Raw genomic sequence first — 20,874 nt, forward strand, 5'->3', positions numbered from 1 at the left:
TAGAAGCTCACTCCCTTCCTGATCAGCCTTATTTTTGCCGGAGTGCTCCAATGCCTGATTACCGCTCGAAAACCTCTACCCACGGCCGCAACATGGCCGGCGCCCGTGCCCTGTGGCGCGCCACGGGCATGAAGGACGAAGACTTCAAGAAACCGATCATCGCCATCGCCAACTCCTTCACCCAGTTCGTGCCAGGCCACGTCCACCTAAAGGACATGGGCCAGCTGGTCGCGCGTGAAGTCGAACGCGCCGGTGGCGTGGCCAAGGAATTCAACACCATTGCGGTCGACGACGGCATCGCCATGGGCCACGACGGCATGCTCTATTCGCTGCCGAGCCGCGAGATCATTGCCGACTCGGTCGAATACATGGTCAACGCGCATTGTGCCGATGCCATCGTGTGCATTTCCAACTGCGACAAGATCACCCCGGGCATGCTGATGGCGTCGTTGCGCCTGAACATTCCGGTGATCTTCGTCTCCGGTGGTCCGATGGAAGCGGGCAAGACCAAACTGGCCAGCCACGGCCTGGATCTGGTCGATGCGATGGTCATCGCCGCCGATTCTACCGCCAGTGACGAAAAAGTCGCCGAGTACGAGCGCAGCGCCTGTCCGACCTGCGGGTCGTGTTCCGGCATGTTCACCGCCAACTCGATGAACTGCCTGACCGAAGCACTGGGCCTGGCCCTGCCAGGCAACGGTTCCGCACTCGCCACCCACAGCGACCGCGAGCAACTGTTCCTGCAGGCCGGCCGCACCATCGTTGACCTGTGCCGTCAGTACTACAAGGAAAACGATGACTCGGTGTTGCCGCGCAACATCGCCAACTTCAAGGCGTTCGAGAACGCCATGACGCTGGACATCGCCATGGGCGGTTCGACCAACACCATCCTGCACTTGCTAGCGGCGGCTCAGGAAGCCGAGATCGACTTCGACCTGCGCCACATTGATCATCTGTCGCGCAAGGTGCCGCAGCTGTGCAAGGTCGCGCCGAACATCCAGAAGTACCACATGGAAGACGTGCACCGCGCGGGCGGGATCTTCAGCATCCTCGGCGAGCTGGCCCGTGGCGGTCTGCTGCACACCGACCTGCCGACCGTACACAGCAAGACCCTGGCCGAAGGCATCGCCAAATGGGACATCACCCAGACGGACGACGATGCCGTGCACACCTTCTTCAAGGCAGGCCCGGCGGGCATCCCGACGCAGACCGCGTTCAGCCAGTCGACCCGCTGGGAAAGCCTGGATGACGACCGTGAAAACGGCTGCATCCGCAGTGTCGAGCACGCCTATTCACAAGAAGGTGGCCTGGCCGTGCTGTACGGCAACATCGCACTGGACGGCTGCGTGGTGAAAACCGCTGGTGTCGACGAGTCGATCCACGTCTTCGAAGGCAACGCGAAGATCTTCGAAAGCCAGGACAGCGCGGTGCGCGGGATTCTCGCTGACGAAGTCAAAGCGGGCGACATTGTCATCATCCGCTACGAAGGCCCGAAAGGCGGTCCGGGCATGCAGGAAATGCTCTACCCGACGTCCTACTTGAAGTCCAAGGGGCTGGGCAAGGATTGCGCGCTGCTGACTGACGGCCGCTTCTCGGGCGGTACGTCCGGCCTGTCCATTGGTCACGCCTCACCGGAAGCTGCGGCAGGCGGAGCGATCGGTCTGGTGCGCGACGGTGACAAGGTGCTGATCGACATCCCTAACCGCTCGATCAACCTGCTGATTGACGATGCCGAAATGGCCGAGCGTCGCGCCGAACAGGACAAGAAAGGCTGGAAGCCTGTCGAGTCGCGTCCACGCAAAGTGACCACCGCCCTCAAGGCCTACGCCCTGCTGGCGACCAGCGCCGACAAGGGCGCGGTGCGTGACAAGGCGTTGCTGGACAAGCTGGTGCCTTGATCCGCATCGGCAACACTAAAAAGCCCGGCAGAGATGCCGGGCTTTTTGCTGTGTTTGAAAAGCTGCACTCACTTGCGGTCGGCAATCACCCCGATCAGCACCAGCACCACCAGCAGCACCGGTGCCAGGCTGTAGTTGTTGAACTGGCTGAGGCCGCGTACCACCCACGGCGTGGCGTAGATCAGCGCTGCGCCACTGCCGACTGCGCACAGCAGGGCGATGAGCGGGATGCGCAGGGCGCCGGTCATGCCGCTGATTCGCTGTTCCAGCCAGCCTTTGATGTCCGAGCCGAACAGCACCAGCAGGCAGCCCACCAGCGCGAGCGCGATTTCCGAGAGATTGCTGCGGCTCCAGCGCGAGACGGTGGCGAGCAAATCGAGTACGAAATCCATGCAGGGTCCTTAGATCAGAAAGTATTGCAGCAGGTCGTTGAGGAACAGCTGGCCTTGTGGCGTGGCGATCAGGCGTGTCGGGTCCTGGTGCAGCAACCCCTTTTTTTCAGCCTGTCGACGCGCCTCGGCCAGCGAATCGAGGCTTAGACCGGTTCTTTCGCGAAATAACGCAGCGTCCACACCATTTGTCAGTCGCAGTGCGTTCATCAGGAATTCGAACGGCAATTCGTCCAGCGGCAACAGCTTGGAACCGGCCTGAAACGGCTTGTCCGGGTTCAGGTAATCCTTGGGCAGCCGGGTTTTCCAGGTGCGCATGATGCGCCCGTCCGGGTGGCTCAGCTTGCCGTGTGCGCCTGCGCCGATGCCGATGAAATCACCGAACGCCCAATAGTTGAGGTTATGCCGCGCCGGTTTCCCGGGCTGTGCATAAGCTGACACTTCGTATTGCGCGTAGCCATGAGTGGCCAGCAACTGCTGTCCGGTTTCCTGAATGTCCCAGAGAATGTCGTCTTCGGGCAGCACCGGTGGCTGATTCCAGAATACCGTGTTGGGCTCCAGGGTCAGTTGATACCAGGACAGGTGGGTCGGTGCGAGGGCAATGGCCTGGCGCAGATCCGCCAGCGCTTCGTCCTGGGATTGATCCGGCAGGCCGTGCATCAGGTCCAGATTGAAGTTGTCGAAACCGGCCTGGCGCGCCATGTCGGCGGCACGAATCGCTTCGTCGCCGTTGTGAATGCGGCCCAGCGCCTTGAGTTTGGACTCTTCGAAGCTCTGGATGCCGATCGACAGTCGATTGATGCCCAAGCCGCGATAGGCGCTGAACTTGGCCTGTTCGAAGGTGCCGGGGTTGGCTTCCAGGGTGATCTCGATGTCGCTGGCAAAGCGGATGCGCTGTTCGACGCCTTTTAGCAGGCGCCCCAGCGCATCGGCGCTGAACAGGCTTGGCGTACCGCCACCAAAGAAGATCGATTGCAGCTCGCGGCCATAGACGTGCGGCAGGTCAAGGTCAAGGTCGGCGAGCAGGGCGTCGACGTATTCCTGTTCCGGCAGCACCGGGCTGGCGGTGTGCGAGTTGAAGTCGCAGTACGGGCATTTGCGCACGCACCACGGAATATGGATGTACAGCGCCAGCGGCGGCAGGTGCGGCAGTGCAGGGCGCGGGCTCTCTGACGAGAAGCCGCTCTCGCCGAGAAACAGCGGCTGCGCAGGCGAATCGTGGGTCATTGCAGACCCAGGCGTTGCCGCAACAGGACCATCGCGCGGGCGCGGTGGCTGAGCTGGTTTTTCTCGGTCGGGCCCAGTTCGGCGCTCGAGCAGTTGCGCTCCGGCACCCAGAACAGCGGGTCATAGCCGAAGCCGTGTTCACCGCTGGCGGCATGCAGAATGCGCCCGTGCCACAGCCCTTCACAGAGGATCGGCAATGGGTCGTCGGCGTGGCGTACCAGCGCCAACACGCAGACGAACTGCGCACCACGCTGGTCGTCCGGCACGTCTTTCAGCGCCTCCAGCAGCTTGGCGTTGTTGGCAGCATCGCCCTGGCCGTCGGCGTAGCGGGCGGAATAGATACCCGGCGCACCGCCGAGAAAGTCCACTGCCAGCCCCGAGTCGTCGGCCAGCGCAGGCAGGCCGGACAGGCGCGCGGCGTTGCGTGCCTTGAGGATTGCATTCTCGACGAATGACAGGCCGGTTTCTTCCGGCTCAATCAGGCTGAATTCGCTGACCGAGCGCAGCGTTACGCTGCCGCCGAGCATGGCCTGGAGTTCCTTGAGCTTGCCGCCATTGTGGCTGGCCAGTACGAGTTGTGTGAGGTTCATGGTTGGCCTGTCGTGATGCATGAAAACGGTCGATTAAACGGCAATCCTGTGGTCCGTCAACCCGGGGCTGGTGACGCGGTAGATACCGATCTCGCCGAGCAGATTGGGCCAGAGCTTGCTGGCCCAGCCATGACGGTGCTGCTGATCGACCGCCAGCCTGTCGAGCACCTGCGCGTCGCGCTCGCGGCACAGCTCTTCGAAGTCGCCGAAGGTGCAGAAGTGAATGTTCGGCGTGTTGTACCAGGTATACGGCAGGAATTCGGATACCGGCATGCGGCCTTTGCTAGCCAGGTACCAGCGGCAGCGCCAGTGGCCGAAATTCGGGAAGGTGATGATGCACTGGCGACCCACGCGCAGCATCTCGTCGAGGATTCGGTCAGGGTAATGCACCGCTTGCAGGGCCTGGGTCATGACCACGACGTCGAAGCTGTTGCTGGCGAAGTTGCCCAGCCCCTTGTCGAGGTCCTGCTCGATGACGTTGATGCCCTTGGCGACGCACTCGGCAATGTTGGCCGCGTCGTTTTCCAGTCCGTAGCCGGTGACCTGCTTGTGGTCACGCAGCCAGGTCAGCAATTCGCCGTCACCGCAGCCCAGGTCGAGCACGCGGCTGCCCGCGGGAATCCATTCCTGAATGATTTCCAGATCGGCTCTCATGGCGTCCTCACAACGAAATTCGGTTCATGTAATTGCCGAAAGCCTGCAAGTAGCGCGGAATCGGGATCAGAAAAGCGTCGTGGCCCTGCGGTGCGTCGATTTCCAGGTAGCAGACGTCCTTGCGCGCGGCCATCAGCGCGTCCACCAGTTCCCGCGAGCGGGCCGGCGAGAAGCGCCAGTCGGTGGTGAACGACATCACGCAGAATTTGGCGGTGGCGTTGGCGAATGTCTTGGCCAGGTCGTCATTGAAGTTCGCCGCAGGGTCGAAGTAATCCAGCGCCTTGGTCATCAACAGGTAGGTATTGGCGTCGAAACGCCCGGAAAACTCTTCACCCTGATAGCGCAGATAGCTTTCGACCTGGAACTCGACACTGTGGAAGTCGTAGTTGAGTTTTTCGCTCTTCAGGCCACGGCCGAATTTCTCGCCCATCGAGTCATCCGACAGGTAGGTGATGTGCCCGACCATCCGCGCCAGCATCAGACCGCGCTTGGGAATCACACCGCGCTCCTGGAACGAGCCACCGTGAAATTCCGGGTCGGTGAGAATGGCCTGGCGGGCCACCTCGTTGAACGCGATGTTCTGCGCCGACAGCTTGGGCGCCGAGGCGATTGCCAGGCAATGGCGCACGCGGTGCGGATAGCTGATGGTCCACTGCAGCGCCTGCATGCCGCCCAGGCTGCCGCCAATCACCGCAGCCCAGGTGTCAATACCGAGCAGGTCGGCCAGCCGGGCCTGGCTGTTGACCCAGTCTTCCACGGTCACCACCGGGAAGTTGGCGCCGAACGGCTTGCCGGTGTCCGGATCAATGCTGCTCGGCCCGGTCGAACCGTTGCAACCGCCCAGATTGTTCAGGCTGACGACGAAGAATTTTTGGGTGTCGATAGGCTTGCCGGGACCGATACAGCTGTCCCACCAACCGGGTTTGCGGTCATCGGCGCTGTGGAAGCCTGCGGCATGGTGATGCCCGGACAGCGCATGACAGATCAGCACGGCATTGCTGCGTGCGGCGTTGAGTTGACCGTAGGTTTCGTAAATCAGGTCATAGGCTGGCAACGAACGACCGCAGGCCAGCGCCAGAGGCTCGCTGAAATGCGCCGTTTGCGGTGTGACCAGTCCGACAGAATCGTGGGGGAATACCGTGGGCATCGACCCTGCTCTCGCGTGAATGAGGCGTAAGTCTAAAGACCGCGGGGTGCAGCGGCAATAAGGGATGTTGTGAGGCGTAAATCAACGGCACGATAGTTAAGGCTGTTGTAGGAGCGAACTTGTTCGCGAAGGCGTTGCTTGGGTCGATATATCCTCTTTGGATGTACCTACCCCTTCGCGAACAAGTTCGCTCCTACGGCCTACGGCCAGAATCAAAAGCGGACTTGTGTGTAACGTCGAGCATTGGAGCGTGGGAACAAGAGTGCTTACATCAACAGCCTCAGCACATCCGGCATGCCGCTCATGGCGGCGAGGTTGTTGATGACCAGCATGTCCAGCAGCTTGAGCACCAGGAATGCGAGGATCGGCGAGATGTCCAGGCCGCCAAGGTTCGGGACGATCTTGCGGAACGGTGCCAGTGCCGGTTCGCAGATCTGGTTGACCAGTTCCGCGCCAGGGTTATGGCTGCCCGGTGCGACCCACGACAGAATCACGCTGATGATCAGGGCAAAGAAGAAGATCTTCAGGAACAGCGCGGTGACGCTGATGATCGACCACAGCAGCAGGTGCAGCGGGTCGCCCGTGGTGCCGAACATCAGCAGCAGGGTCAGGGCCATCAGGATCATCTGCACGATGATCGCCAGCACCAGCGACGACATGTCCAGCCCGAACAGGCTGGGGATGATGCGCCGCAGCGGCTTGAGCAGCGGTTGGGTGGCGCGCACGATGAACTGGCACAGCGGGTTGTAGAAGTTGGCCCGTACCAGTTGCAGGACAAAGCGCAACAGCACGATCAACAGGTAAAGACTGCCAAGCGTCTGCAGGACGTAAATTGCAGCGGTGTTCAATCCGATCATCGATCTGCTCCAGAAAACCCGAAAATTATTTGCCCAGTTGTTCAGCCAGCTCGGCTGCACGATGGTCTGCGGCAGTCAGTGCCGTTTCCACCAGTGCCTCGAAGCCGCCCGCCTGAAATGCCTTGATAGCCGCCTCGGTGGTCCCGCCCGGCGAAGTGACACGACGACGCAGCTCGCCCGCGCCTGCATCACTGCCCGTCGCGATCAAGGCCGAGCCCAGCGCTGTTTGCAGGGTCAGCTTTTTAGCGATGTCCTCCGGCAGACCCAGTTTCACGCCTGCCGCGGTCATCGCTTCCATCATCAGAAAGAAATACGCCGGACCGCTGCCGGACACTGCCGTAACGGCGTCCATGTGTTTTTCCTGCTCGACCCAGACCGCGATGCCGACCGCGGCCAACAACGCCTCGGCCTGCTCACGCTGCTCTGGCGTGACGTTGTCGGTCGCGTACAGCCCGCTGGCACCCTGACGCAGCAGCGAGGGGGTATTGGGCATGCAGCGCACCACCGGCTGCTCGCCCAGCCATTGCGTCAGGCTGGCGCAGGTGATGCCGGCCGCGACCGAAACAATAAGCTGGTGAGGTTCGAGACTGGACTTCAAGGCCTGACAGACGTTTTTCATCATCTGCGGCTTGACCGCCAGTACCACCACGTCGGCGCCTTGGATCGCCTCGGCGTTGTCGGCGAACACCTTGATACCGTGATCGTTGGCGATGCGCTCGCGGGTTTCGGCACCCGGCGCACTGGCACTGATCAGTGCCGCCTCCACGCCCTGGGCGCGCAGGCCGCCGATCAGGCTGGCGGCCATGTTTCCGGCACCGACGAAGGCAATACGGGTCTTGCTCATGAAGGGGTCCTTATGAAGAGGTTATGGCTGACCATAGTCGCGGGCGCCAAAAAGAGCCGTGCCGATGCGCACCCAGGTCGCGCCTTGTGCAATGGCGGCTTCCAGGTCGTGGCTCATGCCCATGGAAAGTGTGTCGAGCGACAGGTTCAACTGCTCCTGCAGCACGCGCACTGCGGCGAAGGATGCGTCCTGCGCCGCAGGATCGTCTGTGGGCTCGGGTATGGCCATCAGGCCGCGCAATCTGAGTCGCGGCAGGGCGATGATGGCAGCGGCCAGCGCAGGCAGGTCCTGAGGCGTGCAGCCCGACTTGCTGGCTTCGCCACTGACGTTCACCTGAATGCAGATGTTCAGCGGTTCAAGCGCTTCGGGGCGTTGCTCGGACAGGCGTTGAGCGATTTTCAGGCGGTCCACGGAATGTACCCAGTCGAAGTTCTCGGCGATAGCTCGCGTCTTGTTCGATTGAATGGGGCCAATGAAGTGCCAGCACAAGGGCAGGTCGCTCAGTTCGAGCTGTTTACCCAGTGCTTCCTGTAGATAATTTTCGCCAAAATCGCGCAAACCTGCGGTGTAAGCTTCACGCAGGTCACTGGCGGGCTTGGTTTTGCTCACCGCCAGCAGGCCGACGGACGTCGGATCGCGCTCAGCGGCAAGCGCTGCGTCGCGAATTCGCTGTTCGAGCGTTGAAATGTTCGCTGCTATCGTAGACATTGATTTGCGCCAGCAGGGCTAAAGTCTGCGGCATTCTATGTGATTGAGGAGCTGTATGGATATTACCGAGCTGCTGGCCTTCAGTGCCAAACAGGGCGCGTCGGACTTGCACCTCTCTGCAGGTCTGCCGCCGATGATCCGCGTCGACGGCGATGTACGGCGTATCAACCTGCCCCCGCTGGACGCGAAGGAGGTCAAGGCGCTGATCTACGACATCATGAACGACAAGCAACGGCAAGACTTCGAAGAGCGTCTGGAAACCGACTTTTCCTTCGAAGTGCCGGGCGTGGCGCGGTTTCGGGTCAACGCCTTCAACCAGAATCGCGGTGCCGGCGCGGTATTCCGGACCATTCCCTCGAAAATCCTGAGCATGGAAGACTTGGGCATGGGCAATGTGTTTCGCAAGATTACCGACGTGGCGCGAGGCCTGATTCTGGTCACCGGTCCGACCGGCTCAGGCAAGTCGACCACCCTGGCGGCGATGATCGACTACCTCAATTGCAACAAGCATCACCATATCCTGACCATCGAGGACCCGATCGAATTCGTCCACGAGTCGAAGAAGTGCCTGGTCAACCAGCGCGAGGTGCACCGCGACACGCTGGGCTTCTCGGAGGCGCTGCGCTCGGCGTTGCGTGAAGACCCGGACGTGATTCTGGTCGGTGAAATGCGTGACCTGGAGACCATCCGCCTGGCGCTGACCGCTGCTGAGACCGGCCATCTGGTATTCGGCACGCTGCACACCACGTCAGCGGCCAAGACCATCGACCGGATCGTCGACGTGTTTCCTGCTCAGGAAAAATCGATGATTCGCTCGATGCTCTCCGAATCGCTGCACGCCGTGGTCTCGCAGGCGTTGCTCAAGAAGGTCGGCGGCGGACGCGTGGCGGCGCACGAAATCATGATGGGCACCCCGGCGATCCGTAACCTGATTCGCGAGGACAAGGTGGCGCAGATGTATTCGTCGATCCAGACGGGCGGCTCGATGGGCATGCAGACGCTGGACATGTGCCTGGCCGATCTGGTGAAGAAGGGGCTGATCACCCGCGAAAGCGCACGCGAACGCGCCAAGGTGCCGGACAACTTCTGATCGCAGGGATACTGCAGGAACGAAAAAGGGGTCTTGAACGCGTTCAAGACCCCTTTTTCAGATGCGGCTTGCAGACCGCGGATTCAGGCCAGTATCAGCGCTGAACCACACGCATTTGCCCTGGTTGCTTGGGCAACACACGCTTGGCGATCTTGTAGTGGCTGTTCCAATACGGTTTGTTCAGCGTATCGACAGTTACGGCCTTGCCACGGCGCGGCGCATGAACGAACTTGTTGTCGCCCAGGTAAATGGCGACGTGGTTGATGTTGCGGCTCTTGATGTTGAAGAACAGCAGATCACCGGGTTTCAGGTCCTTGCGATCCACCGTCTGACCGCGACCCTGGGCCATGGCATTGGAGGTGCGTGGCAGGTCGACCTCACGGACATCCGTGTAGGCGTATTTGACCAGTCCGCTGCAGTCCAGGCCTTTGCCGGGCGTGGTGCCGCCCCAGCGATAAGGCGTGCCCACAGCCTGCAAGGCGCGCTTTACAACGGCGCTGCCTTGCTTGGCGGGGGCGGGAGCCTGCAAGGCCGCGACTTTCTTGGCGTTCTTGCGTGAAAGTGGCTTCTGGACAGCGCTGGTAGCGCCGTACTGAGTTCGGGTGGTGGTGGCTTCCTTGGGTGCATTGCGAGTCGCGAGTGCCGGTGAAGAGTGGCTTTTGGCGGTGTAGCCCGAGAAGCTCGCAGGAAGTTGTTGCTCACGATTGGTGGCGTGGGCGGCCAGAGGCATAAATAGGCAAATGGTTAGCCATGTCTTGAAAAAAGGACGCATTCGGCAGGGCTCATGGTGGTCAGCGCGCAACTTTATAACAGCTTTTTCAAAAAAACTGACCCCATTTGTCGAGCGCATCACAGTGGCATCATTGCGTTTTATGCGACAGACTCTTTCTTTTTTCGGGCTAATCCCTTTAGCGACAAGGGCTTGGCGGCATTAAACCGCCTCATGTGCCATGCGTCGGAATAGGGAAACCAAGTCACAATTTTGTTATGTATTTTTTTCTATCAGCGCAAAGAGGGCAAAAATGAACGCCTATCGTTCAGACACACACAGCAAGGTCATGGGCTACCTGATGTGGATTTTCGGCTTCCTGGGAGCGCATCGCTTCTACTACGGCAAACCGGTTACCGGGACCATCTGGTTCTTCACGTTCGGTCTGTTTGGAATTGGCTGGCTGATCGACCTGTTCCTGATCCCGTCGATGGACCGTGACGCCGACCTGCGATTTACACCCGGCTCCACCGACTACAGCGTGGCGTGGGTGCTGCTGACCTTCCTCGGCCTGTTCGGTGTGCACCGAATGTATCAGGGCAAGTGGATCACCGGGATCATCTACCTGTTCACCGGCGGGCTGTTTCTGGTCGGCATCCTTTATGACTTCTGGACATTGAATGACCAGATCTCGATGAAGAACGCCCGACGCGGGTAAGGCTGGGACGAAGGGCTGACGCAGAGCGCGGCCCGGACACCTATCGTTCCTCACGCTCTGCTTAGGAATGCCTGTCGTGACGCTTCGCGTCACAAATCTGCGCCGCGCCGCATGCCCAAGACTCGACGCAGAACAGCGTCCAGAACGGCATGCCGACGCGGAGCGTCGCACGGTAGTCGAAACCCTTCGCGAACAAGTTCGCTCCCACGGCCTTCGGCCAGAATCAAAAGCGGACTTGTGTATAACGATGAGCGCTCTGTGCGGGAGCGAGAGCCCGGAGCGGGCTCAACGGCTGTAGCTGATCCGTCCATCCACCAGTGTGTAGCGTACCGAGCCCGGCAGACAGTGGCCGATGAAGGGGCAGTTTTCGCCTTTTGACAGCCAGGTCTCGCCTGCAACCGTCGAGGCGGCAGGATCGAACAGGACGATGTCGGCCGGCGCTCCTGCGCTCAGCTTGCCGGCCGGCAGGCGCAGCGCGGCGGCAGGGCCGCTGCTCAGGCGGGCGATCAGGGTCGGCAGGTCCAGCAGGCCGTCATCCACCAGCGTCATGGCCAGCGGCAGCAGCAGTTCGACGCTGCTGATGCCCGGCTCCGTAGCACCAAACGGTGCCAGCTTGGCATCGCGTTCGTGCGGCTGGTGATGGCTGGAAATCGCCTGGATGACACCGCTCTTCACTGCTTCACGCAGGCCATCGCGGTCAGCGCGGGTGCGCAGTGGCGGCTGCACGTGATAGAGGCTGGAGAAGTCGATCAGCGCCTCGTCAGTCAGAATCAACTGATACAGCGCGACATCCGCCGTCACCGGCAGGCCGCGCGCCTGCGCCTGGGCGATCAGCGCCGCGCCACGTGCACTGGTCAGCTGGCTGAAGTGCGCGCGTACACCGCTCTGTTCGACCAGCAACAGGTCGCGAGCCAGCGCCACGGTCTCGGCCGTCTCGGGAATGCCCGCCAGGCCCAGGAAGCTGGCCGTCGGACCATCGTGCGCCAGACCGCCTTCGGCCAGATCACGATCCTGCGAGTTGAAAATCACCGTCAGGTCAAAGGTCGCCGCATATTCCAGCGCCCGGCACAGCGTACGGGTGTTGCTGAAGCTGCTCAGGCCGTTGCCGAAGGCCACGCAGCCTGCGTCGCGCAGGGCGATCAGTTCTGCCAGCTGTTCGCCTTCCAGGCCCTTGCTCAGCGCCCCGATGGGGAACACCTTGCTGAATCCGGCCTCACGGGCGCGATCCAGGATCAGCTCGGCCACTGCCGAGGTGTCGAGCACCGGCTTGGTACGTGGCGGGCAGCACAGGCTGGTCACGCCGCCTGCCACCGCCGCGCGGGTTTCGCTGGCGATGCTGCCCTTGCGACTGTAGCCAGGCTCGCGCAGGGATACGTTGAGGTCGACCAGGCCCGGTGCTGCAACCAGCCCGGTAGCGTCGATGGTCTGGGTGGGCTCGAAACCTGCCGGTGCCGAACCGATGGCGCTGAGTTTGCCTGCTTCGAGGTGCAGGTCAGTGATTTGATCCAGCCCGCTGACCGGGTCGATGACGCGAGCGCCGAGGATGCTGAGCTTCACTGGGCGTTCTCCTGTTCGAATTGGCGTTGTGCGTTCTGTCCGCTCATGGCCATGGACAGCACCGCCATGCGGATCGCGATACCGTAAGTCACTTGATTGAGAATCACCGAATGCGCGCCGTCGGCCACTGCCGATTCGATTTCCACGCCGCGGTTGATCGGGCCGGGGTGCATGACTATCGCATCCGGCTTCGCGGCTTCCAGACGCGCAGTGGTCAGGCCGAACAGGCGATAGAACTCGCCTTCGCTGGGCAGCAGGCCACCGGTCATGCGTTCGCGCTGCAGACGCAGCATGATGACCACGTCCACGTCCTTCAAACCTTCGTTGAGGTCGGTGTAGACCTTGACCCCGTATTGTTCGACGCCCACCGGCAGCAGGGTTTTCGGTCCGATCACGCGGATGTCCGGGCAGCCCAGCGCCTTGAGCGCAAGCATATTGGAGCGTGCCACCCGTGAATGCAGGATGTCACCGACGATGGCCACCGACAGGTTCTCGAAACCGCCCTTGTGACGGCGGATGGTCAGCATGTCGAGCATGCCCTGGGTCGGGTGAGCATGGCGGCCGTCGCCGCCGTTGATGATCGCGACGTCCGGGCAGACGTGCTCGGCAATGAAGTGCGCCGCACCTGAGTCCGCGTGGCGCACGACGAACATGTCGGCGGCCATCGCTTCGAGGTTGCGCAGGGTGTCGAACAGCGTTTCACCCTTGCTGGTGGACGAGGTCGAGACGTTCAGCGTGATCACGTCGGCTGACAGGCGCTGGGCCGCCAGTTCAAACGTGGTGCGGGTGCGCGTGGAGTTCTCGAAGAACACGTTGCACACCGTCTTGCCGCGCAACAACGGGACTTTCTTGACCGCCCGGGCGCCGACTTCGAGGAACGAGTCGGCCGTGTCGAGAATTTCGGTAAGCAGCTCGCGGGGCAAGCCGTCCAGAGACAGGAAATGGCGCAGCTGGCCCAAGTGGTTGAGCTGCAGCGGGCGCTTGGCGTCGAGAGGCGTCATCGCAATGGACTCTTAAAGGGCGGTGGAGAGGTCTTGAAGTTCGAGCGCCAGCGGCTCGGGGCCGGACAGCTTGATGCGTTCATTCGGTGCCAGCGACAGAGTGGCGCCGACCACGTTCGGACGTACCGGCAGTTCACCGGCGTCCAGGTCCAGCAGGCAGACCAGCGTGACACTGGCCGGGCGGCCGTAATCGAACAGTTCGTTGAGTGCGGCGCGGACGGTACGGCCGCTCATCAGCACGTCATCGATCAGCACCAGGTGCTGGCCTTCGATCTCGAACGGCAGTTCAGAAGGGCGCACTTGAGGGTGCAGGCCGTTCTGGCTGAAATCATCGCGATAGAACGAAACGTCCAGCGTGCCCAGCGGAGCGGGGTCGTTCAATGCCTTGAGCAGCGCCTGGGCAACCCAGACACCGCCAGTGCGGATGCCGATGAAACGAGGGTCGCTGATGCCGCGCTTGCTCAGGTGAGCGTTCAGGTCAGTGGCCATCTGACGAATCAGTTCGGCGGGATCGGGCAGGCTCATGGTTGCTCCTTAGAGGCTCGGGCAGCGTCGGTCCGTGGCGCGATGCTCAAGCGATAACGTGGAATCCGGGTATCTCGAAGCGATAAAGGCAGAAAAAGTCACACATTCAACAGTTCGGGGTGCTCATCCAGCCAGCCTTGCAGCAACAGCGCAGCGGCAATGGCGTCCACCGGATTGTCGCGATAGCTGCCTTTCTGGCCGCCGCGCGCCATGCGCTCGCCCTTGGCTTCGAAGGTGGTCAGGCGTTCATCATGGGTGTAGACCGTTACACCAAAGCGTCCGTTGAGCTTGCGCGAAAACTTTTCCGCGCGCGCGCTCATGTCGCTGGGTGTGCCGTCCATGTTCAACGGCAGACCCACCACGATCGCATCAGGTTTCCATTCGTTGATCAGCGCCTGGACCTTGTCCCAGTCCGGCACGCCATTCTGCGCCTTGAGCGTACAGAGTTCACGTGCCTGACCGGTAATCGCCTGGCCGACCGCAACGCCGATCTGTTTGGTGCCGTAATCAATGCCCAGCAGCAGCCGTAAGGCGGCCATCAAGCGTGCCCCGCCTGGGTCGAGATCAGGTTGAGGTTGATGCCCAGGCGTCTGGCGGCAGCATCCAGACGCTGCTCGCTGTCGACATCGAACAGGATGGCCGGGTCGAACGAACAGGTCAGCCAGGCATTGTCGGCCATTTCAGCGTCCAGTTGACCGGCGTCCCAGCCCGCGTAACCCAGGGTGATCACATTTTGATCAGGCCCGTAGCCATCGGCGATGGAGAACAGCACATCCTGAGAGGTCGACAAGGAAATCCCGCCCGGAAGATTGACCGTCGCCTGAAAGTTCTGGCCGCTGGGATGCAGCACAAAGCCGCGATCGGTCTGCACCGGCCCGCCGGTATGAATGACGATGTCCTGGCAGTGTCTCGGTGCCGGAAGTTCCGGTCGCAGTTGTTCGAGCACATCGGCCAGGGTCAGGCTTTGCGGGCGGTTGATCACCAGCCCCATGGCGCCATTGGCGTTGTGCTCGACAATGTAGGTCAAGGTCTGAGCAAAGTTCTCATCGTGCATATGAGGCATGGCGATGAGGAAATGATGCTTGAGATAACTCGGAGAGACTTTTTTCATGAGCCCTAGTTTGGCGTTGCCTTGCCCGGCTGACAACTGACACGTGTGGGTGTCGGGCGTCAGCTGGCAAAAAGTTCAGTTGCTTGACAGCTTGTCTCCGCGTGCAAATTTCCAGGTGCGAATGATCTCCAGTCGATCGATATCCGCCAGATCGCCGGTGAACGGCGCAAAAGGCGCCGCCAGACGCACGATCCGCTGTGCGGCCTGATCCAGCAAAGGCTGTCCTGAAGATTCGAGCACCAGCACTTCATACAACGAGCCGTCCCGATTGATTGACACAAGAAGTCGCAAATTACCGTAGATCTGCTTGCGTCGTGCTTCCTCAGGATAGTTCAGGTTTCCGACCCGCTCGACCTTCTTGCGCCAGTCATCCTTGTACCAGGCACCTTTGTCGCGCATGGTCGATGCCGCATTGAGGCGGTGGATCTTCGGGCGCTTGGCGTAAAGCTGCTGTTCGGTCGACAGTTCGGCTTCCAGGCTGGCAATTTCGTTGCTCAGTTCCGAGCTGTCGAAGGTCGGTGCGGCCTTGGTGGTGGGCTCGGGCTTGACCTCGTCGCGCTTGGCAACGGTTTTCTGCTGGCTGGGCGCGGTGGTCGCGACGGCAGTCTTAGGTGCTTCCTGTTTGACCACCGGCTTGCTGGCCGGGGGCGGCGTGACCTTGTTGACCTTGGTGTCCTGATAGGGCGCCAGCTCAGTGGTCTTGAGCGTTTCGGCCTTGTCCAGAGTGCCGCTGCCCTGCTGATCGTCTTGCGCCAGAAAGTCAGCCTGTTTGGGCTTTTCTTCGCTTTTGAAGGTGGCCAGGGTGATTTCCAGCGTCTGCGAGATCTGCTCCGGCTTTACATAGGTGAAGCCCACGCCAAGGATCACCGCGAGGTGAATCAGCGCCGCGATCATCATGGTAAAGCCCAGGCGATCGGCAGGGCGCACACCGGCGTTGGCGAGTTCCAGGGGGAGGTCGTTGTTGGCCATCGATGTCATTGGCGGTTCAGCATCTCGTCAGCCTGCATGTCAAAATCCGTGTCGTGTTACAGGTGGCGCATGATAACGCAATGTGCCGCGCCGCTCTGCTGCGGATCGGACGAAGGGAATCGATCTGGCGCCGTGGCGCACGGTGTTGTCCGTGGCCAGCGGCGTCAGCGGCTGATCAGCCCTTGCGCGCTTGCAGCTTCTTCTCGATCGCGTCCATCAGCAGGCCACCAATGTTGGTGCCGAAGGCGTTGTCGATTTCGCGGATGCAGGTCGGGCTGGTGACGTTGATTTCGGTCAGGTGCTCACCGATCACGTCGAGGCCTACGAACAGCAGGCCTTTTTCACGCAGGGTCGGGCCGATCTGTTCGGCGATCCAGCGGTCCTTGTCGCTCAACGGACGGGCCTCGCCACGTCCGCCTGCTGCCAGGTTGCCACGCGTTTCGCCGGCTGCCGGGATGCGCGCCAGGCAATACGGGACCGGTTCGCCATCGACCATCAGAATGCGTTTGTCGCCGTCCTTGATGGCCGGCAGGTAACCCTGCGCCATGATTTGCTGCGTGCCGTGGGCGGTCAGGGTTTCGAGGATCACTGACAGGTTCGGATCGCCCGCACGGTGGCGGAAGATCGACGCGCCGCCCATGCCGTCCAGCGGCTTGAGGATCACGTCGCCATGCTGTTCGGCGAATTCACGGATGATGTCCGCGCGGCGGCTGACCAGCGTCGGCGGCGTGCACTGCGGAAACAGCGTGGCGAACAGCTTCTCGTTGCAGTCGCGCAGGCTCTGCGGCTTGTTGACCACCAGTACCCCGGCACGCTCGGCCTGCTCCAGCAGGTAGGTGGCGTAGACGAATTCCATATCGAACGGCGGATCCTTGCGCATCAGGATCACGTCCAGGTCGTCCAGACCTGCGTCGACTTCGGCTTCGAACTCGAACCACTTGGCCGGATCGGCAAACACCTTGAGCGGTTTCATGCGTGCGCGGGCCTGACCAGCGTTCTGATACAAGTCTTTCTGTTCCATATAGAACAGCGACCAGCCGCGTTCCTGGGCGGCAAGCAGCATGGCCAGCGAGCTGTCCTTTTTATAGGAAATGCGCTCAATGGGGTCCATGACAATCCCTAGGCGAACGCTCATGGGCAATATCCTCTGATCGGTAAGGGCCGCAACGGCCGTAAAATTGGCATCAGGGTGGCGCTCCGATTGCTCCCGGTCAAGGGGCAGGCCTGCCGTGATGCGCCAAGGTGCACTTTATGGATTGCGTCTGGAGAGTGTGCTAAAAAGGCTCGGCATCCGGTCTTCGGTCCCAGTCGATCAACGAAGCGATACCGTCAGGCTCCCAGTGCCTCGCAGAATGCGCAAAAATTCGCTGCGGCGATGGAAGAGCAGCTATGGAACAACACGCCTCCGCCCTGAAAGTCATGGTCATCGATGATTCGAAGACCATCCGCCGCACCGCCGAAACACTGCTCAAGAACGCAGGCTGTGAAGTCATCACTGCGATAGACGGTTTCGACGCGCTGGCCAAGATTGCCGATAACCACCCGCGAATCATATTCGTCGATATCATGATGCCGCGTCTGGACGGTTATCAGACCTGCGCGCTGATCAAGAACAATCGGGCATTCAAGTCGACGCCGGTCATCATGCTGTCCTCCAAGGACGGCCTGTTCGACAAGGCCAAGGGGCGGATTGTCGGTTCCGATCAGTTTTTGACCAAGCCTTTCAGCAAGGAAGAACTGCTCAGCGCGATCAAGGCTCATGTGCCGGGCTTCGTTGCAGCAGAACAACACATATCATGACGCCCGCGCCTGATGTCGCGCGCTCGTAATCTGACGGGGAACACCCATGGCTCGAATATTGATCGTCGATGATTCGCCGACTGAAATGTACAAACTCACCGGCATGCTGGAAAAGCACGGTCATGAAGTGCTCAAGGCCGAAAACGGCGCTGATGGCGTGGCCCTGGCCCGTCAGGAAAAGCCCGATGCCGTGCTGATGGACATCGTCATGCCGGGGCTCAACGGCTTTCAGGCCACGCGCCAGCTGACCAAGGATGCCGACACCAGCATGATCCCGGTGATCATGATCACTACCAAGGATCAGGAGACCGACAAGGTCTGGGGCAAACGCCAGGGCGCGCGGGATTACCTGACCAAGCCGGTGGACGAAGAAACCCTGATGAAAACCCTGAATGCGGTGCTGGCCGGCTGATTGCCGGAATCGCCATGGCCGAGCCGCGCACCGCTTTTGAACTGCTTCTGGATATGGATCGACGCTGTCGTTCGCTGGCGGCGGGCCTGCCGCTGCAGGAAGCCCATCAGCAGGACTGGGTCGGCATCGGCTTTCGCATGGGCGAGCAACGCTTTGTCGCGCCGATCGGCGAGATCGCCGAAATCCTTCACGAACCCCATCATGCGGTAATGCCCGGTGTGAAGTTCTGGGTGGCGGGTATCGCCAATCTGCGCGGTCGGTTGCTGCCACTCATGGATCTGTGCGGGTTTTTCGGCCACGAACTGGCGCCGGTGCGCAAACAGCGCCGGGTGCTGGTGGTCGAGCACCATGACGTATTTGCCGGTCTGCTGGTCGATGAAGTGTTCGGCATGCAACGTTTCAGTCAGTTGAGCCTCATACCCCAGACCCCGCAGGACATGGATCAGCGTATGGTGCCGTTCCTGCGCGGGCAATTTATCCGCGAGCAGGCGTGGCAGATATTCAGCCCGTGGGCGCTGGTGCAGTCTGCGGATTTCATGGACCTGGCGTCCTAGCATGTCGGGCCTGGTGTGTTTCACAATTGATCCAGGCGGGGGCCTGATTAATGAGTAGTACAGACCGGTCAAGGGAAGGCGCAAGAAGCCGGACGCAGATTATTCTGCTGTTCGTGGCGCTTATCGTTTTCATCATGTTGCTGTTCGCCAACTTCGCCTACCTCAACACTCAGTCCAACTACGACAAACAGTACATCGGGCATGCCGGTGAGCTGCGCGTCCTGTCGCAACGCATCGCGAAAAACGCCACCGAAGCGGCTGCCGGCAAAACCCAGGCGTTCAAGTTGCTGGCCGATGCGCGAAACGATTTCGACGTGCGCTGGGGCTACCTGAGAAAAGGCGACCCGGCCACCGGCTTGCCTGCGGCTCCTGATCTGATACGCGACGAATTGCGCACCGTGCAACGTGACTGGGAAGGGCTGCGCAAGAGCACCGACGTGATTCTGGCCAGCGAACAAACCGTTCTGTCGCTGCATCAGGTGGCGGCAACGCTGGCCGAAACCATTCCGCAATTGCAGGCCGAATACGAAAAAGTCGTCGAGAACCTCCTGCAAAGCCGTGCCCCTGCCGCACAGGTGGTGGTTGCGCAGCGCCAGGCGCTGCTCGCAGAACGGATTCTCGGCTCGGTCAACACCGTGCTGGCCGGTGATGAAACGGCTGTGCAGGCCGCCGATGCCTTTGGCCGCGACGCCAGTCAGTTCGGGCGTGTGCTCAACGGCATGCTGGAGGGCAACGCCACGCTGCGCATATCCCAGGTCGAGGACCGCGATGCGCGGGCGCGGCTGGCGGAGATCGCCGAACTGTTCGAATTCGTCTCAGGCTCCGTGGACGAGATTCTCGAAACCTCGCCCGAGCTGTATCAGGTGCGCGAGGCCTCGGGCAACATCTTCAACACCTCACAAACCCTGCTGGATGAGACCTCGGTACTCGCCAACAGCCTGGAAAACCTCGCCAAGCGCCGCACCGTGAACACCGTCGGCGGCTATGTGCTGGGCTTGCTGGCACTGGCGTCGATCATCCTCATCGGTCTGGTCATGGTGCGTGAGACCAATCGCCAGTTGCGCGAAACCGCGCAGAAGAGCGAGCGCAACCAGACGGCGATCATGCGTCTGCTGGACGAGATCGAGAACCTCGCCGACGGCGACCTGACGGTCACGGCCTCGGTGACCGAGGACTTCACCGGGGCGATTGCCGACTCCATCAATTACTCCATCGATCAATTGCGCGAGCTGGTGGTAACCATCAACCTGACCGCCGAGCAGGTGGCGGCTGCGGTGACCGAAACCCAGGCGACGGCCATGCAGTTGTCGGCTGCCTCAGAGCATCAGGCGTTGCAGATCAGTGCGGCGTCGACGGCGATCAACGACATGGCGGCGTCCATCGATCAGGTTTCGACCAACGCCTCGGAGTCCTCGGCCGTGGCGGAGCGTTCCGTGACGATTGCCAATAAAGGCAACGAGGTCGTGCAAAACACCATTCATGGCATGGACAACATTCGCGAGCAGATTCAGGACACCTCCAAGCGCATCAAACGTCTGGGCGAGTCATCCCAAGAGATTGGCGACATCGTCAGCCTGATCGACGACATTGCCGACCAGACCAATATTCTGGCCTTGAACGCTGCCATTCAGGCGTCGATGGCCGGTGATGCCGGACGAGGGTTTGCCGTGGTGGCTGACGAAGTACAGCGGCTGGCCGAGCGTTCGTCGTCTGCGACCAAGCAGATCGAAACGCTGGTCCGGGCCATCCAGAACGACACCAACGAGGCGGTTATCTCCATGGAGCAGACCACCAGCGAAGTGGTGCGCGGCGCACGCCTGGCGCAGGACGCCGGGGTGGCGCTGGGGGAAATCGAAGGGGTGTCCAGGGTGCTGGCCGAGCTGATCGAAAGTATCACCGATGCCGCCCACCAACAGGCCGAGTCTGCCGGGCAGATTTCGCAGATCATGACCGTCATTCAGCAGACCACATCGCAGACCACCTCGGGCACCTCGGCCACCGCTGAAAGCATCGGGAATCTGGCGAAGATGGCCAGCGAAATGCGCCGCTCGGTATCGGGCTTTGCCCTGCCGTCATCGAAAAAAGCCGGATGATGTGCCGCTCATGAACAACCT

23 protein-coding genes are annotated in these 20,874 nt (G+C 61.2%); 7 read left to right on the top strand and 16 right to left on the bottom strand.

Features of this window, described 5'->3' with window-relative positions; translation table 11 throughout:
• The first annotated feature begins 50 nt into the window (after window positions 1–50).
• The gene (gene ilvD, locus P406_RS09260; protein WP_046236028.1) at window positions 51–1,898 is read left to right on the top strand and encodes a dihydroxy-acid dehydratase; all 1,848 of its coding nucleotides are present in this window, start codon (window positions 51–53) and stop codon (window positions 1,896–1,898) included.
• Between the two features lie 68 nt (window positions 1,899–1,966).
• On the opposite strand, the gene P406_RS09265 is transcribed toward ilvD, so the two are convergent.
• The 8 genes from P406_RS09265 to P406_RS09300 form a co-directional block, all read right to left on the bottom strand.
• Window positions 1,967–2,290 (bottom strand): DUF3392 domain-containing protein, encoded by a 324-nt coding sequence (locus P406_RS09265; protein WP_003345154.1) that lies wholly within the window; start codon window positions 2,288–2,290, stop codon window positions 1,967–1,969.
• 9 nt (window positions 2,291–2,299) lie between these two features.
• Window positions 2,300–3,514 (bottom strand): radical SAM family heme chaperone HemW, encoded by a 1,215-nt coding sequence (hemW, locus tag P406_RS09270; protein WP_046236029.1) that lies wholly within the window; start codon window positions 3,512–3,514, stop codon window positions 2,300–2,302.
• Complete coding sequence (gene rdgB / locus P406_RS09275) at window positions 3,511–4,104, bottom strand: RdgB/HAM1 family non-canonical purine NTP pyrophosphatase (RefSeq protein ID WP_003422453.1); 594 nt, start codon at window positions 4,102–4,104, stop codon at window positions 3,511–3,513. The genes hemW and rdgB overlap by 4 nt, the downstream gene beginning before the upstream one ends.
• Before the next feature lie 33 nt (window positions 4,105–4,137).
• On the bottom strand, window positions 4,138–4,758 hold the full coding sequence (metW, locus tag P406_RS09280) for a methionine biosynthesis protein MetW (RefSeq protein ID WP_003316724.1): 621 nt from the start codon (window positions 4,756–4,758) through the stop codon (window positions 4,138–4,140).
• A 7-nt stretch (window positions 4,759–4,765) separates the two neighbouring features.
• Window positions 4,766–5,905 (bottom strand): homoserine O-succinyltransferase MetX, encoded by a 1,140-nt coding sequence (gene metX / locus P406_RS09285; protein WP_003316725.1) that lies wholly within the window; start codon window positions 5,903–5,905, stop codon window positions 4,766–4,768.
• 266 nt (window positions 5,906–6,171) lie between these two features.
• A complete protein-coding gene (locus tag P406_RS09290) occupies window positions 6,172–6,762 on the bottom strand; it encodes a YggT family protein (RefSeq protein ID WP_003345162.1) in 591 nt (196 codons plus the stop codon).
• A 25-nt stretch (window positions 6,763–6,787) separates the two neighbouring features.
• The gene (proC, locus tag P406_RS09295; RefSeq protein ID WP_004409360.1) at window positions 6,788–7,606 is read right to left on the bottom strand and encodes a pyrroline-5-carboxylate reductase; all 819 of its coding nucleotides are present in this window, start codon (window positions 7,604–7,606) and stop codon (window positions 6,788–6,790) included.
• 21 nt (window positions 7,607–7,627) lie between these two features.
• On the bottom strand, window positions 7,628–8,314 hold the full coding sequence (locus P406_RS09300) for a YggS family pyridoxal phosphate-dependent enzyme (RefSeq protein WP_029571657.1): 687 nt from the start codon (window positions 8,312–8,314) through the stop codon (window positions 7,628–7,630).
• A gap of 55 nt (window positions 8,315–8,369) precedes the next feature.
• Here P406_RS09300 and P406_RS09305 point away from each other — a divergent pair, with 55 nt between their 5' ends.
• Window positions 8,370–9,404, top strand: coding sequence for a type IV pilus twitching motility protein PilT (locus P406_RS09305; protein ID WP_003345166.1), 1,035 nt, complete (start codon window positions 8,370–8,372; stop codon window positions 9,402–9,404).
• A 94-nt stretch (window positions 9,405–9,498) separates the two neighbouring features.
• Here P406_RS09305 and P406_RS09310 read toward each other — a convergent pair whose 3' ends face one another.
• Window positions 9,499–10,176 carry a C40 family peptidase gene (locus tag P406_RS09310; protein ID WP_046236030.1) on the bottom strand — a complete coding sequence of 226 codons (678 nt, stop codon included), beginning with the start codon at window positions 10,174–10,176 and terminating at the stop codon, window positions 9,499–9,501.
• 250 nt (window positions 10,177–10,426) lie between these two features.
• Here P406_RS09310 and P406_RS09315 point away from each other — a divergent pair, with 250 nt between their 5' ends.
• On the top strand, window positions 10,427–10,831 hold the full coding sequence (locus tag P406_RS09315) for an NINE protein (RefSeq protein ID WP_003345171.1): 405 nt from the start codon (window positions 10,427–10,429) through the stop codon (window positions 10,829–10,831).
• A gap of 285 nt (window positions 10,832–11,116) precedes the next feature.
• Here P406_RS09315 and P406_RS09320 read toward each other — a convergent pair whose 3' ends face one another.
• The 7 genes from P406_RS09320 to gshB form a co-directional block, all read right to left on the bottom strand.
• The gene (locus tag P406_RS09320; protein WP_003366140.1) at window positions 11,117–12,388 is read right to left on the bottom strand and encodes a dihydroorotase; all 1,272 of its coding nucleotides are present in this window, start codon (window positions 12,386–12,388) and stop codon (window positions 11,117–11,119) included.
• Entirely contained in the window at window positions 12,385–13,389 is a 1,005-nt protein-coding gene (locus P406_RS09325) for an aspartate carbamoyltransferase catalytic subunit (protein WP_003316734.1), read from the bottom strand. The genes P406_RS09320 and P406_RS09325 overlap by 4 nt, the downstream gene beginning before the upstream one ends.
• A 12-nt stretch (window positions 13,390–13,401) precedes the next feature.
• Window positions 13,402–13,914 carry a bifunctional pyr operon transcriptional regulator/uracil phosphoribosyltransferase PyrR gene (gene pyrR, locus P406_RS09330; protein ID WP_004409370.1) on the bottom strand — a complete coding sequence of 171 codons (513 nt, stop codon included), beginning with the start codon at window positions 13,912–13,914 and terminating at the stop codon, window positions 13,402–13,404.
• A gap of 98 nt (window positions 13,915–14,012) precedes the next feature.
• Complete coding sequence (gene ruvX, locus P406_RS09335) at window positions 14,013–14,453, bottom strand: Holliday junction resolvase RuvX (RefSeq protein WP_002551734.1); 441 nt, start codon at window positions 14,451–14,453, stop codon at window positions 14,013–14,015.
• A complete protein-coding gene (locus tag P406_RS09340) occupies window positions 14,453–15,025 on the bottom strand; it encodes a YqgE/AlgH family protein (RefSeq protein ID WP_046236031.1) in 573 nt (190 codons plus the stop codon). The genes ruvX and P406_RS09340 overlap by 1 nt, the downstream gene beginning before the upstream one ends.
• 75 nt (window positions 15,026–15,100) lie before the next feature.
• Window positions 15,101–16,003: an energy transducer TonB gene (locus P406_RS09345; protein WP_004414710.1), complete on the bottom strand. Its 903-nt coding sequence runs from the start codon at window positions 16,001–16,003 to the stop codon at window positions 15,101–15,103.
• Window positions 16,004–16,169: 166 nt separating this feature from the next.
• A complete protein-coding gene (gene gshB / locus P406_RS09350) occupies window positions 16,170–17,129 on the bottom strand; it encodes a glutathione synthase (protein WP_003316740.1) in 960 nt (319 codons plus the stop codon).
• Window positions 17,130–17,383: 254 nt separating this feature from the next.
• Between gshB and pilG the strand changes: the two genes are divergently transcribed.
• Genes pilG through P406_RS09370 form a run of 4 tightly spaced genes read left to right on the top strand, consistent with a single transcriptional unit; the run spans window position 17,384 to window position 20,853 of the window.
• On the top strand, window positions 17,384–17,794 hold the full coding sequence (gene pilG / locus P406_RS09355; RefSeq protein WP_002551738.1) for a twitching motility response regulator PilG: 411 nt from the start codon (window positions 17,384–17,386) through the stop codon (window positions 17,792–17,794).
• 46 nt (window positions 17,795–17,840) lie between these two features.
• Complete coding sequence (pilH, locus tag P406_RS09360) at window positions 17,841–18,206, top strand: twitching motility response regulator PilH (RefSeq protein WP_003316741.1); 366 nt, start codon at window positions 17,841–17,843, stop codon at window positions 18,204–18,206.
• Window positions 18,207–18,220: 14 nt separating this feature from the next.
• Window positions 18,221–18,760, top strand: a complete 540-nt coding sequence (locus P406_RS09365) for a chemotaxis protein CheW (protein WP_003316742.1) — start codon at window positions 18,221–18,223, stop codon at window positions 18,758–18,760.
• A gap of 50 nt (window positions 18,761–18,810) precedes the next feature.
• Window positions 18,811–20,853 carry a methyl-accepting chemotaxis protein gene (locus P406_RS09370; protein ID WP_003414357.1) on the top strand — a complete coding sequence of 681 codons (2,043 nt, stop codon included), beginning with the start codon at window positions 18,811–18,813 and terminating at the stop codon, window positions 20,851–20,853.
• Window positions 20,854–20,874: the final 21 nt, after the last annotated feature.

The organism is Pseudomonas syringae pv. coryli str. NCPPB 4273 (assembly GCF_000972175.1).
GTDB classification, from domain to species: Bacteria; Pseudomonadota; Gammaproteobacteria; order Pseudomonadales; family Pseudomonadaceae; genus Aquipseudomonas; species Aquipseudomonas syringae.

What these genes read in the sequence shown, in the direction of transcription:
- P406_RS09315 (WP_003345171.1), top strand. Translation starts at nt 10,427, where the DNA reads ATGAACGCCTATCGTTCAGACACACACAGCAAGGTCATGGGCTACCTG.
- ilvD (WP_046236028.1), top strand. Translation starts at nt 51, where the DNA reads ATGCCTGATTACCGCTCGAAAACCTCTACCCACGGCCGCAACATGGCC.
- P406_RS09310 (WP_046236030.1), bottom strand. Translation starts at nt 10,176, where the DNA reads ATGCGTCCTTTTTTCAAGACATGGCTAACCATTTGCCTATTTATGCCT.
- pyrR (WP_004409370.1), bottom strand. Translation starts at nt 13,914, where the DNA reads ATGAGCCTGCCCGATCCCGCCGAACTGATTCGTCAGATGGCCACTGAC.
- ruvX (WP_002551734.1), bottom strand. Translation starts at nt 14,453, where the DNA reads ATGGCCGCCTTACGGCTGCTGCTGGGCATTGATTACGGCACCAAACAG.
- rdgB (WP_003422453.1), bottom strand. Translation starts at nt 4,104, where the DNA reads ATGAACCTCACACAACTCGTACTGGCCAGCCACAATGGCGGCAAGCTC.
- proC (WP_004409360.1), bottom strand. Translation starts at nt 7,606, where the DNA reads ATGAGCAAGACCCGTATTGCCTTCGTCGGTGCCGGAAACATGGCCGCC.
- P406_RS09305 (WP_003345166.1), top strand. Translation starts at nt 8,370, where the DNA reads ATGGATATTACCGAGCTGCTGGCCTTCAGTGCCAAACAGGGCGCGTCG.
- P406_RS09265 (WP_003345154.1), bottom strand. Translation starts at nt 2,290, where the DNA reads ATGGATTTCGTACTCGATTTGCTCGCCACCGTCTCGCGCTGGAGCCGC.
- P406_RS09345 (WP_004414710.1), bottom strand. Translation starts at nt 16,003, where the DNA reads ATGACATCGATGGCCAACAACGACCTCCCCCTGGAACTCGCCAACGCC.
- metW (WP_003316724.1), bottom strand. Translation starts at nt 4,758, where the DNA reads ATGAGAGCCGATCTGGAAATCATTCAGGAATGGATTCCCGCGGGCAGC.
- P406_RS09325 (WP_003316734.1), bottom strand. Translation starts at nt 13,389, where the DNA reads ATGACGCCTCTCGACGCCAAGCGCCCGCTGCAGCTCAACCACTTGGGC.
- pilG (WP_002551738.1), top strand. Translation starts at nt 17,384, where the DNA reads ATGGAACAACACGCCTCCGCCCTGAAAGTCATGGTCATCGATGATTCG.
- metX (WP_003316725.1), bottom strand. Translation starts at nt 5,905, where the DNA reads ATGCCCACGGTATTCCCCCACGATTCTGTCGGACTGGTCACACCGCAA.
- P406_RS09340 (WP_046236031.1), bottom strand. Translation starts at nt 15,025, where the DNA reads ATGAAAAAAGTCTCTCCGAGTTATCTCAAGCATCATTTCCTCATCGCC.
- P406_RS09290 (WP_003345162.1), bottom strand. Translation starts at nt 6,762, where the DNA reads ATGATCGGATTGAACACCGCTGCAATTTACGTCCTGCAGACGCTTGGC.
- pilH (WP_003316741.1), top strand. Translation starts at nt 17,841, where the DNA reads ATGGCTCGAATATTGATCGTCGATGATTCGCCGACTGAAATGTACAAA.
- gshB (WP_003316740.1), bottom strand. Translation starts at nt 17,129, where the DNA reads ATGAGCGTTCGCCTAGGGATTGTCATGGACCCCATTGAGCGCATTTCC.
- P406_RS09365 (WP_003316742.1), top strand. Translation starts at nt 18,221, where the DNA reads ATGGCCGAGCCGCGCACCGCTTTTGAACTGCTTCTGGATATGGATCGA.
- P406_RS09370 (WP_003414357.1), top strand. Translation starts at nt 18,811, where the DNA reads ATGAGTAGTACAGACCGGTCAAGGGAAGGCGCAAGAAGCCGGACGCAG.
- hemW (WP_046236029.1), bottom strand. Translation starts at nt 3,514, where the DNA reads ATGACCCACGATTCGCCTGCGCAGCCGCTGTTTCTCGGCGAGAGCGGC.
- P406_RS09300 (WP_029571657.1), bottom strand. Translation starts at nt 8,314, where the DNA reads ATGTCTACGATAGCAGCGAACATTTCAACGCTCGAACAGCGAATTCGC.